Annotated in this window: 11 protein-coding genes; 8 read left to right on the forward strand and 3 right to left on the reverse strand. The window is 62.0% G+C overall.

Going from position 1 to position 13223, the window contains the following annotated elements:
* Positions 1-165 precede the first annotated feature (165 nt).
* Together BLT42_RS14290 and BLT42_RS14295 are read right to left on the reverse strand one after the other, a co-directional pair.
* Positions 166-1440, reverse strand: a complete 1275-nt coding sequence (locus BLT42_RS14290) for an efflux RND transporter periplasmic adaptor subunit (RefSeq protein ID WP_091771851.1) — start codon at positions 1438-1440, stop codon at positions 166-168.
* A 2-nt stretch (positions 1441-1442) separates the two neighbouring features.
* Positions 1443-2843 (reverse strand): efflux transporter outer membrane subunit, encoded by a 1401-nt coding sequence (locus BLT42_RS14295; RefSeq protein WP_091771852.1) that lies wholly within the window; start codon positions 2841-2843, stop codon positions 1443-1445.
* Positions 2844-3118: 275 nt separating this feature from the next.
* Between BLT42_RS14295 and BLT42_RS14300 the strand changes: the two genes are divergently transcribed.
* The 6 genes from BLT42_RS14300 (at position 3119) to phoB (ending at position 10339) form a co-directional block, all read left to right on the forward strand.
* Entirely contained in the window at positions 3119-4507 is a 1389-nt protein-coding gene (locus BLT42_RS14300; RefSeq protein WP_233342527.1) for a sensor histidine kinase, read from the forward strand.
* Between the two features lie 148 nt (positions 4508-4655).
* Entirely contained in the window at positions 4656-6356 is a 1701-nt protein-coding gene (pstC, locus tag BLT42_RS14305; protein WP_091771853.1) for a phosphate ABC transporter permease subunit PstC, read from the forward strand.
* On the forward strand, positions 6349-8091 hold the full coding sequence (pstA, locus tag BLT42_RS14310; protein WP_091771854.1) for a phosphate ABC transporter permease PstA: 1743 nt from the start codon (positions 6349-6351) through the stop codon (positions 8089-8091). Before pstC ends, pstA begins: the two co-directional genes overlap by 8 nt.
* 4 nt (positions 8092-8095) lie before the next feature.
* Complete coding sequence (pstB, locus tag BLT42_RS14315; protein ID WP_091771855.1) at positions 8096-8908, forward strand: phosphate ABC transporter ATP-binding protein PstB; 813 nt, start codon at positions 8096-8098, stop codon at positions 8906-8908.
* Between the two features lie 26 nt (positions 8909-8934).
* On the forward strand, positions 8935-9624 hold the full coding sequence (gene phoU, locus BLT42_RS14320; protein WP_091771856.1) for a phosphate signaling complex protein PhoU: 690 nt from the start codon (positions 8935-8937) through the stop codon (positions 9622-9624).
* Positions 9625-9646: 22 nt separating this feature from the next.
* Entirely contained in the window at positions 9647-10339 is a 693-nt protein-coding gene (gene phoB, locus BLT42_RS14325; protein WP_091771857.1) for a phosphate regulon transcriptional regulator PhoB, read from the forward strand.
* A 99-nt stretch (positions 10340-10438) separates the two neighbouring features.
* On the opposite strand, the gene BLT42_RS14330 is transcribed toward phoB, so the two are convergent.
* Positions 10439-10963 (reverse strand): GcrA family cell cycle regulator, encoded by a 525-nt coding sequence (locus BLT42_RS14330; protein WP_091771858.1) that lies wholly within the window; start codon positions 10961-10963, stop codon positions 10439-10441.
* Positions 10964-11167: 204 nt separating this feature from the next.
* Here BLT42_RS14330 and BLT42_RS14335 point away from each other — a divergent pair, with 204 nt between their 5' ends.
* Positions 11168-11980, forward strand: a complete 813-nt coding sequence (locus tag BLT42_RS14335; protein ID WP_091771859.1) for an ABC transporter permease — start codon at positions 11168-11170, stop codon at positions 11978-11980.
* A gap of 64 nt (positions 11981-12044) precedes the next feature.
* Entirely contained in the window at positions 12045-13220 is a 1176-nt protein-coding gene (locus tag BLT42_RS14340; RefSeq protein ID WP_091771860.1) for an aspartate aminotransferase family protein, read from the forward strand.
* Positions 13221-13223 lie beyond the last annotated feature (3 nt).

The following is a 13223-nucleotide window of genomic DNA, read 5'->3' on the forward strand; positions in this document are numbered from 1 at the left end:
CACGGTTGAGCTGGAGGTAACCGAAAACACCGCCCAGTAAGGCAACGATCATCAGCAGGTTTGCGGCAACTGAATTGCGGGCGAACCAACCAACAATGCCGCGGGGCGCTTCGTCATGAGTCTTGTTCGGGTCGGTCATGGCCGCCTCCTGATCGCAGTGTCGAACTAACCGGCGCTGGCGACGGCTTCACCGTCGCTGCTGTCGGTCTCGGTATCGGAAGTTTCATCGCTCTCGGCTTCGTTCTCGATGGTCGCCGAATAGTCGGGCAGAACGTTGCCATCCGCGTCGAGCGAGCGCAGGCGCATGCCGGTGCTGGCACCGCGGATCGGCGAGATCACAATCATTTCACCGCCCGAGACGCCGGACGAGACGACCAATCGATCAATACTCGAGGTCACAACGGTGACAGTGCGAATGTCCAGCGTGCCGCCTTCATTAACGACAAAGACGGTGTTTTCTCCCCGCAGCGCCGCACGGGGCAACACAACCGCGTCCTGTACGTCACGACCGCGAATTTCCGCTTCGACAAACAGGCCAACTGCCAAGGGGGCGCCTGTCGCTGCTGCTGCACCATAGGGATCTGCGACCTGGGCGGTGGCGTAGAGAACCCGCGTTTGTGGATCGATCGCGCTTTCGGTCCGGGTGATGAAGCCATGCCACTCGCGCGGCGCACCGGCGAGAACCGCGGTCAAGCGGACCGGAATACCCTCACTGTCGGGGCCGGCATTATAGGCGATAGGGATGCCGAGAAGTCCGAGATCATTATCGGTGAGTGGCAGGCGAACCAGGATGGTGTCGGTCGAGAAAACTTCACCCAGCGAGGTGCCAGCGGTCACAAACTGACCGAGATCGGCGCTTTTGACGCGGACGCGGCCATCGAACGGGGCGGAAACACGGGTGCGTTCGAGATCGAGACGGGCGGCGCGCAGGCTGGCCTGTGCCGATGCCAGTTGGGCGCGGGCGTCGGCCAATTGTGGCTCGCGCAAGGTGAGCGCCGAGGCCTGGCCCTCTCCGAGGTCTGCCCACTCGCTCAGGGCGAGTTCCGCCTCGGCCTGCTCGCGGATCAGGCCTTGCTGGGCCTGGGCGACCAGGGCAGCGGCGCGCGTCACGGCAAGATGATAATCGGCATCATCGATCCGGACCAGAGTTTCGCCGGCCTCGAAAAAACCGCCCTCGATAAAGCTGGGGTTAACGTAGGTGATGCGGCCGGTGACCTGTGGCACCAGGCTGATCTGGGTGCGTGGACGCGCTTGGCCCTGCGAGTGCACGGTCAGGGCAACCGTCTCCCGCCGGGCTTCCTCCACAAAGGCCGCGACCGGCTGCGGCGTTGCACTCGCGCGCTGCGGCTCTGGCTGGGTGGAGAACAAGGCGATGATGATCAGCAGCACAACGGCCCCGGCAACGCCGAAGATTGCGAAACGTCCGATAAGTTTTCCCATGACTATTCTCCTGTCTGCGCGGCCGGGTCTGCGGAAGGTGCCGCGAAGAAGTCGCCGGCGATGGCGAGGTAAAGATCAACCCGGTTCGTCGCGCGATCACGACGAGCGGAAATGTATTGGCTTTCGGCGCTGATGCGCCGGCTTTGGGCATTCAAGAGATCGAAGATCGTCGCGACACCGCTTGAGTACTGGCGGGTAACGAGTGCTTCGGCCTCGGCGGCCTCGTCAAAGGCCTGCTCCAGACTGGTCACGCGCCGCGCCAGAATTTCGTCGGCATAGATCGCGTTCTCGGCTTCTTGCCAGGCGGTCAGCACGGTTGAGACATAGGTCGCGACCTGCAAGCGGGCATTGGCTTCAGCCTGATCGCGTTGCGCCCGCAAGCGGCCGCCGGAAAAAATCGGTGCCGCAATCGATGCAGTGAGATTGGAAATCAGGGTGTCGACATCGAAAAGGTCGGCGACATCAGTGCCGCCACTGCCTGTCCCGCCGCGAAGCGTCAGGCTTGGAAACAGGGCCTTCCCGGCCGCGTCGGCCCGCAGACCTGCGGCGACGAGGCGGCGTTCGGCGGCGCGGACATCCGGACGGCGGACAAGCAGATCGCCCGGCGCGCCAACACCGGCAAGGCTGGATATCTCAGGAAAGTCGCCATCACGGGCAATCTGTCCCGATGGATAGCGGCCAAGCAGGGTTTCCAGGCTCCGCGCGGCCGCGGTCTCGACCCGTTGGCGGGAGGCCAGTGCGGCTTCGGAGGATGCCAGGGCGCTGCGTGCTGTGCGAACATCGGAACTGCGTGCCAGTCCACGCGCAAAACGGCGTTCGGTCAGGTTGAGAGAGCTCTGGCTGCGCTCGACGTCGCGCTCGGCAAGTTCACTTTGCTGACGGGCCTCGATCAGGCCCAGCCAACCCTTGGCTACCAGACCGGCAATGGACAAGCGGGCGCCACCAAGATCGTCGGCCGCGGCTTCGGCATCCAGCGTGCTGGCATTGGAACCGTCGCGTACCCGGCCCCACAGATCGACCTCCCAGGAGGAGGTCAAACCCAGAGAGAAGCTGTCCACTCCGCTGCCTTGATGAGGCTCGGTCCGCGTGTATTCGCTGCCGAGGTTCAGGGATGGCAGGTGGCTGGCTCCGGCAATGCGGGCACTGGCGCTGGCCACTTCATAGCGGGCGAGTGATTGGGCCAGGCCCGGATTGGTCGCAAGTGCCTCGTCGACCAGGGCGGCGAGGCGCGGCGCGCCCAGAGATTCGACCCAGTCCTGTGCCGCTATCGCGCCAGATCCATCAGCCGCCGATGACCAGCTATCCGGGGAGGAGGGCAGGTGAGCGTCCGGCTGAAAGGTCGGAATGCTTGCGCAGGACGTCGCCGTCAGGGCCGTTGCGATGATGAGGATGCTTTTCTGCATGCGATGTTCCAGCGCGTCATGAATTCGACAGTTTCGCCAAACTAGGCGGCCCATAGCGAATGTCAACAGATTTTTATCGAAAAACACTAAAACATTAGCGAATGACATGAAAAGCCTCTCGATTTTCGAGATGTAAAAACGTGCCAGGAATGGCGGATCGGCGATCCACTTCTTCATGCACCCGGAATGTGCGATAGAGCTGTGCACAGGTGCCGTAAGCGGCCAGAATTGCGCCACGCTGTATGCCGAATTGGCGGTCAGATGGCGAATGAAACTTGAGAAAGGTCGACGTGGATAATCAGCCCTCAATCCGGATCCGCCGCCGCGACACTGCGATTGTCGCAACGATCGGCTCGCTGGTTCTTGTGGTATTCTGGCTTTTTGGCGAACTTGGCTTTGTCGAGACTTTCGTCGCGATCGCGACCTTCGCCGGGCTGTCGACTTTCTACTACCTGACGGTCAGCACCACGCTGAACCCCTCTCCGGGCGCGCTGCCGGCCAGGGCTGAAGCGTCGCCACCATCCGGCCCGGCAACCGCCGAGCTGATGTTGCGCCAATTGCCCATCCCGGTCTTGCTTGTCGGACCCGAGGGGCGGATTGAAATGGCCAATCCCGCGGCCCGCGAATTCCTTGGCCTGGGCGCGTTGGCCGGGCACCTGTCTTCAGTGTTACGCCAGCCGGGTGTTCTTGAAGCGGTCAGCGCTGCGCTCAGGGGGGAGTCCGGCCCGCCGGTCGAGTATTCTACCATGGCGCCCGATGAGAGCCATGTCCGGGCATTCGTCGCACCCATGCGTGGCTCTGATGATCCGCTCGCACCGTGGCGGGCCATGCTGGTTCTGTCAGACGAAACTTCGATCAAGCGCGCCGACCGGATGCGGGCCGACTTTCTCGCCAATGCGAGCCATGAGTTGCGCACGCCCCTGGCTTCCCTGGCAGGCTTTATCGAAACCCTTCGCGGGCACGCCCGGAACGATCCCGAGGCCCGCGACAAATTCCTGTCCATCATGCTTGATCAGACAGAGCGGATGAGTCGGCTTATCAATGATCTCCTGTCGCTCTCGCGAGTGGAAATGGACCAGCATGTGGCGCCGGACGGTGAGGTCGACTTGGCCGTGCTCGCGGGTGAGGTGATCGAGTACCTCCGGCCCCAGATTGCAGACAAGGAGATCGGTTTGACGCTTGAGGCTCCGCAGAGGGCGCTCGCGATCGGTGACCGTGACCAGCTAACGGAAGTGTTCCTGAATCTGATTGAAAACGCGGTCAAATACTCTGATCCAAAGTCCAGTGTCCTGGTGCGGATCGAGCCGGGCCGGTTGCGCGACGAGGCCGAGCGTCCGGAATCGATGCTGGGCGAGGGGGCAAACCGACGGACCCTGGCGGCGCCGAAATCAGGCACCGCCGAACGCTATGTCACCGTCAGGGTCAAGGACCAGGGGCGCGGCATTGACCGGCGTGACCTGCCCAGGCTTGCCGAGCGATTTTATCGTGTCGGCGGCCAGAAAAGCGGACCGAATGAGGGCACTGGCCTGGGACTCGCTATCGTCAAACACATCGTCCACCGGCACCGCGGTGGTTTCACGGTGGACAGCATGCCAGGGGCGGGTTCGGTCTTTTCCGCCTTTTTTCCTGAGGCTGCAGGAGCGCCCGAGAATAGTGAAAACTAGCGGTCCTGGCGGGCGAGAGCAGCGTCATCGGGATCATTGTCACAAAACCGTTGCGTATCTGTCATAAAGGGATGGCGGGCAGCCGATACTGACCGGCTACTTGCTGAAGATACGAGCCGTGGTGGCGTTTGGGTTGGGGCTGGACTGTATGTCGATTATTACCATCGTCGCACTCGCATTGCTCGTGATGATCGCCGGCGGCTTCTATGTCGGGCGATCGCGCGCAATCACTGCCGTGGAAGGCGCGACGGCGGGTTTGCACTCGCTGCCCAACTATCATGGCTATTACGTAGCGATCTGGACTGGCGTCCCCGCCTTCTTCCTGCTCGGCCTGTACGCCATATTCGGCGGCCAGCTGGTCGACCGCCTGGCGGTCAGCGAATTGCGGGCGCAGGCGGCCGAGATCAACCGCCTGCTTGATGACACGCTCGCCGCTGACACCGATTTCATCGAACTCAATCATGCCGCCGAAAATCTGCGCGGCCGTGTCGATGCGTTGAATGACGAGATTTCCGCGCTGCGCAATGCGCGCGGCGACAACCGTGACCCAGACCGTCTCACCCGGCTGCGTGCGGAGCAGATTGAGGCCTTGAACCTGTCGACCGCCGCCGAGGACGCGGTGCGCGCCCGCCGGCAGGCCGTTGTCGCCGCTGTCGGGGCCGATGCGGTCACCGACGGAGCCAGCGAACGGGCGCTGGCCGGTTATGAGCTGGCCCAGGCGCCGCGTGAGCGCCGTCAGCTTTTCCTGTCCGACAGCCGGCGTATTGCGAGCGGCGAGCTCGCCAGCCGTGACTCAGTGGCCCTGCGCGCGGCAGCGCAGGCGATCGCCGGCTATGACAGAAACGTCAAGATCGGCGCTGCCGTCCTGGCCTTGGCGCTGGGTGCCCTTGGATTTGGCCTGACCCGTGCGCGGATCTCCAGCCAGTTCCGGGCGCGCAATAACGTCGAGCGCCTGGTAACGGCGGCGCTGTTGTTGTCATCGGTCATAGCCATCCTGACCACTGTCGGGATTGTGCTCTCACTGCTGTTCGAGAGCCTTCGCTTCTTCGCATCCGTGCCCGTGCTCGACTTCCTGTTCGGGCTGCAATGGAGCCCGCAAATCGCCATTCGCGCGGACCAGGTTGGCCAGTCCGGTGCCTTTGGTGCGGTGCCGCTCTTCGCCGGCACGGCGATGATCACGGTGATCGCCATGGTGGTCGCGGTGCCGATCGGTTTGTTCTCCGCGATCTATCTGTCGGAATATGCAGGCCCGAAATTCCGCCAAATTGCCAAACCTGTCCTGGAAATCCTCGCCGGGATTCCAACGGTTGTGTACGGGTTCTTCGCCCTGCTCGCGGTCGGACCGGCGATCCGCACCCTGTTCACCGCGCTCGGGTTTGAGAGCGTCGTCACCCAGAGCGCGCTTTCGGCGGGGCTTGTGATGGGGGTCATGATCATCCCCTTTATTTCCTCGCTGAGCGATGACGTGATCAATGCCGTACCGCAATCGCTGCGCGATGGCTCGTTCGCGATGGGCGCGACGCGGTCGGAGACCATTACCCAGATCGTCATGCCCGCCGCGCTGCCGGGGATTGTCGGCGCCATCCTGCTGGCCGTCAGCCGCGCGGTTGGTGAAACGATGATCGTTGTCATGGCTGCCGGTCAGGGCGCCAATCTGACGGCCAATCCGCTTGAATCGGTGACTACGATCACCGTGCAGATCGTGATGCTGCTGACCGGCGACCAGGAATTCGACAGCCCGAAAACCCTGTCGGCCTTCGCGCTGGGGCTGGTTCTGTTCGTCCTGACCTTGTTGATGAATGTCGTCGCCCTTCGCGTGGTCCAGAAATATCGGGAAAAATATGACTGATTCCCCACGAACCTTTCCCGTGCGCGAAGACGTGGAGCGTCGCCTGGCCAAGCGCTATCGGGCGGAGCTTCGCTTCCGCACGGCCGGCTTGACGGCGATCGGCATTGCCGTGGCGATCCTGTGCATCCTGATAGGCTCGATCGCCAGCGAGGGCGTGCCGGCCTTTACGGCCAAGGAGCTCGTCCTGCGCGTCGAACTCGACGCTGACCGGGTGGACCCGGAGGGCGATGGTTCGGTCGCATCCCTGCGCCGTGGATCCTATAACCGCGTTTTGCAGGATGCCCTGCGTGAGGCCTTTCCAGGCGTCACGGCCCGCAATGATCTGCGTACCCTGTTCGGCCTCTACACCCCGCTGAACGCAACCCGTCTGATGGACGCTGTGCTCGACGATCCTGCCCTGGTCGGGAACAGCTATGTCTTCACCATGCCGCTGGCCGATGATCTTGACCTCTATCTCAAGGGCCGACTGGTTGAGGACCGTACCCTTCCTACCGCCGGGCGTCTTACGGCAAGTACTGATGGCGACATCGTCTCGCTGCGCTCCACGACCGCTGATTTCACGGCGCTGGCGCGTGAAATCGAACAATCGATGGCAGCCGAGGCGCGCACGCTTGAGCTTCGCGTCGAGCAGGTTCGCCTTGCGCTTGACCAGGTTCCGGCCGCCGATGCACCGCGATTGCAGGCCGAGGCCGACAGGCACGCGGCCGCAGCCGTCAATCTGCGACAGCTCGCACGCGCACCGGACGGCTTCCTGCCGCTGACCGGGGATGTGCCCAGCGTTATTGTCGAAAGTGGCGGCCAGGCCTTCCGTCTGACGCAGCTGGCGGTGGACGGCAAGAGCGCGCGCGGTGAAGTGGTGCTCGGGAGTGGCTTGGTTGAGAATGCGGACGACTGGACCCTGTATGTCGTCGACACGCCCGAATCGCGCCGACGCGTCTCCGATCAATTGATCATCTGGACCCGCTCGCTGGTCGAACGCGAGATGATCCAGACCGGTTTCAATACCTATCTCTTCGCCAATGCCGACTCACGCGAGCCGGAACTGGCGGGCATCAAGGGCGCCTTGTACGGCTCCATTCTCACCATGATCATCACCATGTTCCTCTCGGTGCCGATCGGTGTCTTCACCGCAGTCTATCTTGAGGAATATGCGCCGAAGAATCGGGTAACTGACTTCATCGAGGTCAATATCAACAATCTGGCCGCGGTACCGTCTATCGTCTTTGGTCTGCTTGGCCTGGCGGTGTTCATCAATTTCTTCGGCCTGCCCCGCTCGGCGCCGCTGGTCGGCGGTCTGGTCCTGTCGCTGATGACCCTGCCGACGGTGATCATCGCGACACGGGCCGCCCTGAAAGCCGTGCCGCCATCCATCCGACAGGCCGCGCTCGGGGTTGGCGCATCCAAGACTCAAGCGGTGTTTCACCACGTTCTGCCTCTGGCAGCACCCGGAATTCTGACCGGCTCGATCATCGGACTGGCCCAGGCCCTGGGCGAAACAGCGCCTTTGCTGATGATCGGAATGGTCGCCTTTATCGCTGATGCGCCCAGCCTCGGTCTGGCCGGCTTTACCGAGCCGGCGACCGTTATGCCGGTGCAGATTTTCCTCTGGTCTGATGGCGCTGAGCGGGCCTTCGAAGCGCGCACCGCTGCGGCCATTCTCATTCTCCTGGCGCTGATGATCGGCTTCAATGCCGTTGCCATCTATCTGCGCCGCCGCTTCGAACGAAGGTGGTAAGCTCATGCACGACGCTCAAACTCAGCCGACGGTCTACCACAAGAATTCGCTTGGGGGCTCGGACATCAAGGTCGAGGTCCGCGATGTCAGCGTCTCCTACGGCGAGAAGCAGGCCTTGTTCAATGTATCGCTCGACATTCCCGACAAGAGCGTGACGGCGTTCATCGGACCATCGGGCTGCGGCAAGTCGACCTTTCTGCGCTGCATGAACCGGATGAATGACACGATTGATGGCGCCCGTGTGTCCGGCTCCCTGAAGATTGACGGGGCCGAGGTCAATGACCGTGCTGTCGATCCGGTCGTGCTGCGCGCCAGTGTCGGCATGGTATTTCAGAAGCCAAACCCGTTTCCAAAGTCGATCTATGACAATGTCGCCTACGGGCCGCGTATTCACGGCCTGGCCTCCGGCCGGGACGAGCTCGACGCCATCGTTGAGCAAAGCCTGCGCAAGGCCGGGCTTTGGGCTGAAGTCTCTGACCGGCTGCAGGACCCGGGCACGGGCTTGTCCGGAGGGCAGCAGCAGCGTCTGGTCATTGCCCGGGCGATTGCGGTCAATCCGGAAGTTATCCTGATGGATGAGCCATGTTCGGCCCTCGACCCCATTGCCACCGCAAAGATCGAGGATCTGATCGACGAACTGCGCGAAAATTACTGCATCATCATCGTGACCCATTCGATGCAACAGGCGGCCCGCGTGTCGCAGATGACGGCATTCTTCCATATGGGATCATTGATCGAAGTGGGTCCGACCGAGGAGATTTTCACCAATCCTCTCGAGTCGCGGACGCAGGATTACATTACCGGACGCTTCGGCTGACGAGGCAATTGCCTGAGGAGGGTCAAATGGCGTTATCCAAGCATGCACATATCGTAACGGCATATGGTGAGGAGCTGGACAAGCTCGCTGACGAACTCGCGCGGATGGGCGGACTGGTCGAGATGCAGCTGGTGGCGGCGGTCGACGCAGTCGTCCGGCGCGATGCGTCAGTGGTCCCGGATGTTCGCAAGCGCGAGGCCCAGGTCAATGCGATGCAGGTCGATATTGAACGGCGGGTGATCCGGCTGTTCGCCTTGCGCCAGCCGCTGGCGACAGATCTGAGAATGACGATCTCTGCCCTCAGGATCGCCAGCGATCTGGAGCGGGTCGGCGATCTTGCCAAGAATATTGCTTACCGCTCCAAGGATCTCAACACCTTCGCGCCCCTCGCGGTCCTGGACCGTGTCGAGCGGCTCGGCGAAATTGTCGCCAAGCAATTGCACGAGGTGTTGGATGCGCTGTCATCCTTTGACGTGGAACCGGCGATCCGGGTCTGGCGCAATGATGATGAGGTGGATGAGCATTACAACAGCCTGATCCGCGAGATGTTGCTCAGCATGGCTGACAACCCGGCCCTGGTCGGGCCCGGCGCACACATTCTTTTCGTCGCCAAGAATCTTGAGCGCGTCGGCGATCATGCCACCAATGTGGCCGAGGCGATCCACTACATGGTGACCGCCGAGGCTCTGGATCCGTCAGACCAGCCGCCGCGTTGATGTAGCGAAGTGAGAGCCTGAGATGAAACCTCGAATTCTGGTCGTTGAGGACGAGGACGCCCTCGCGACCCTTCTGCAGTACAATCTGGAAAAGGAGGGCTATCAGGTCACTCTTGCCGGTGATGGCGAGGAGGCCCTGATGCTGACGGGCGAGGCCATTCCGGATCTGGTCCTGGTCGACTGGATGTTGCCCAAAGTCTCGGGCATCGAGGTCTGCCGGCGTTTGCGCGGCCGCCACGAAACCAGCAATCTCCCCATCATCATGCTGACAGCGCGCGGCGAGGAGACAGACCGGATCCGCGGCCTCGACACCGGTGCTGACGACTATATCGTCAAACCCTTCTCGATGACGGAGCTCTTCGCCCGTATCCGCGCTGTCTTGCGCCGGATCCGGCCGGGCCTGGCGGAGGACCTCAATACCGTCGGCGATATTGAAATCGATCGCGTGGCCCACCGCGTCAGTCGCGCCGGCCGCGACATCCGCCTCGGGCCAACGGAGTTTCGCCTGCTTGACTATCTGATGCAGCATCCTGGCCGGGTGTTTTCCCGTGAGCAACTGCTCGATGCGGTGTGGGGTTCAGATGTCTATGTCGAGGCCCGGACGGTTGATGTGCACGTCGGACGGCTGCGCAAGGCGCTCAATAACGGCCACGAAACCGATCCAATCCGGACCGTCCGTTCGGCGGGCTATTCCTTCGACGTCAGCGGCCGCTGATCCCGGCCTGTCGGTCAATGCAAAACGACCGCCCCGAAGGGCGGCCGCTGCATGATTGATCCGGAAGGTTTGGCCCACTTGGGGACCGGCCCCAGATGATCAGAAATTATACCGGCGTGTTGCGGTGATCGAATTCAGGGCCGCCGCAGCTTCGCCGGTGCGCCGACGCTTCTGGCTTGGCTGGTAGGCCATGTTGGCGTGCGCATCGCAATAGGCCGCACTCGGGTCAGCCTTGCGGCCACAGAAGCGGAAGCTCGATTGCGACGGGTCACCGATTGGCCATTTGCACATGCTGTCCTTGAGGGTCAGCACGGTCGCAAATTCGCCCGATGGCAGAACCGCTGGTTCCATAGGCGCGGTGAGCGGCGCTGCCGGTACCGACGGTGCCGGGCGCGCAGCGCGTACCGGCTCGATCGATGCGGTGGTCGTGCGTGGCCGTGAAGGCTTTGCCGGGCGGCGGGCCGGGCGCGACGGTGTCGCGCGACCTGACAGACCGAGCCTGTGTACCTTGCCAATCACGGCATTCCGGGTGACACCACCCAGCTGTTTGGCAATCTGACTCGCACTCAGGCCTTCCGACCAAAGCTTCTTCAGTTCTTCGACACGTTCGTCAGTCCAGGCCATCGCAACTCTCTCCCGGTTGGGATGCGCTAAGCCACCTAGATGATGGTAAACAGCGCACACCTCAATTCATGATTAATTACACTATATATTGTAGCCGATGAGACAAAAACCACAAGATCGGGCCGGCACCAATCCTGTGGAAAGCTCACTTGCAAGCCAAATGGTTAACGTTGATGGTTACTGAAACCTTAAGGGTAATCCGTTATGATTAATGCCGCTTCCAGACCCGTCGCCAGCCCCCGCAGTTTCGGTGCGATTAACGGGCTCGGCTTGTGGACACTGTATAAAAAAGAGGTCCGCCGCTTCCTCAAGGTGATGACCCAGACCGTGCTGGCGCCGGTCGCGACGACCCTGCTCTACATGACTGTTTTTTCCGTCGCTCTGGGCTCCGGCCGGGCGGCGGTCAATGGTGTCTCCTTCGTGGAATTTCTCGCCCCGGGCCTCATTCTCATGGGGCTGCTGAATAATGCCTTCGCCAACACCTCCTCTTCCATTCTGGTGAGCAAGGTTCAGGGCAATGCCGTTGATTTCCTGATGCCACCCCTGTCGGCGCTGGAACTCGAGATCGCCTTTATCGGCGGTGCGGTGACGCGCGGCCTGCTGGTCGCTCTGGTGACGGCGCTGACGCTTGTCCCCTTTGTCGATGTCATCCCGGTGCATTACTGGGCCGTCGCCTATTTCGGCATCGGTGCCGCTGCGATGCTCGGCATGATCGGAATCCTCGGCGGGTTATGGGCGGAGAAATTCGACCACATGGCTGCAGTGACGACTTTCGTGATCACGCCGCTCACCTTCCTGTCCGGCACCTTCTACTCGATTAGCCGGCTGCCCGAACCCATCCGCCTGATCAGCCAGTTCAACCCGTTCTTCTACATGATTGATGGCTTCCGTTACGGCTTTACCGGCTTCGCCGATGGCTCGGTGATGGTTGGTGTCATCCTGGTCGCGGTGATCAATATCGCTCTCGCGATTGCCTGCTATCTTCTGCTGCGTGCAGGCTGGCGCTTGAAGAGCTGAGCGGACGGGCCTAGACCGTAAGTGTGCCGATCAGCGGCCCGTTCACACAGCCCGGAGAGACCCGATGCCTGCGCCTATGATGGATACTTACGCTCCGCCCGAACTCATTTTTGATCATGGTAAGGGCGTGCGTCTCTTCACCGATTCCGGCGACAGCTATCTCGATTTCATCTCCGGGATCGCCGTGAACTGCCTCGGGCATGCGCACCCCAAAGCGGTCGCAGCGCTGACGGAACAGGCCGGCAAGTTGTGGCATTTGTCGAATATGTTCCGCGTCCCGGCCGGGATCGAACTGGCCGACAAGTTGACCGCTGCGACCTTCGCGGACCGGGTCTTCTTCACCAATTCCGGTGCCGAAGCGATGGAATGTGCCCTGAAGACGGCGCGGCGCTACCAGTTTGTTTCCGGCAATCCGCAGCGCTACCGCATCATCACCTTCACCGGTGCCTTTCATGGCCGGACCTATGGCGCGATCAATGCCGGTGGCAATCCGAAATATCTCGAAGGTTTCGGCCCGGCGATGGAAGGGTTCGACCATGTCGAGTTCGGCGATCTCGACGCCGTGCGCGCGGTTCTGTCCGAGGAGACCGCGGCGATCTGTGTCGAACCGGTCCAGGGTGAGGGCGGTGTGCGCGCCGGCGCTGACGCCTTCCTGCGCGGTCTGCGTCAGATCTGCGACGAAAACGGTCTGATGCTGATCTATGATGAAGTCCAGTGCGGCGCTGGCCGGACCGGCAAGCTGTTCGCCCACCAGTGGGTCGAGGGTGCCGAGCCCGATATCATGGCTTCGGCCAAGGGTATTGGCGGCGGTTTCCCGATGGGCGCCTGTCTGGCGACCGAAGCGGCCGCCCAGGGCATGGTCGTGGGCACGCATGGCTCGACCTATGGCGGCGGCCCGCTGGCCATGGCCGTCGGTAATGTCGTGTTTGACGAGCTGACGTCCGAGGGTTTCCTCGAGCATGTCGTCGAAATGGCGAATTTCATGCAGCAGCAATTGCACGGTCTCGCCGATCGTCATTCCGACAAGATCGAGGAAGTGCGCGGCAAGGGCCTGTTGCTCGGACTGAAGCTGAAAGCGGGTTTCGATCCCAAACAGCTTGTGGTCAAGGCCCGCGATCGCCATCTGTTGATCGGCGCTGCCGGTGACAATGTCGCCCGGATGGCGCCGCCATTGATCATCACGCGTGACGATGCCAGCGAGGCCATTGCCATCCTCGACGAGGCTATCGGCGCACTTTAGGCG

The organism is Maricaulis salignorans (assembly GCF_900103475.1).
GTDB classification, from domain to species: domain Bacteria; phylum Pseudomonadota; class Alphaproteobacteria; order Caulobacterales; family Maricaulaceae; genus Maricaulis; species Maricaulis salignorans.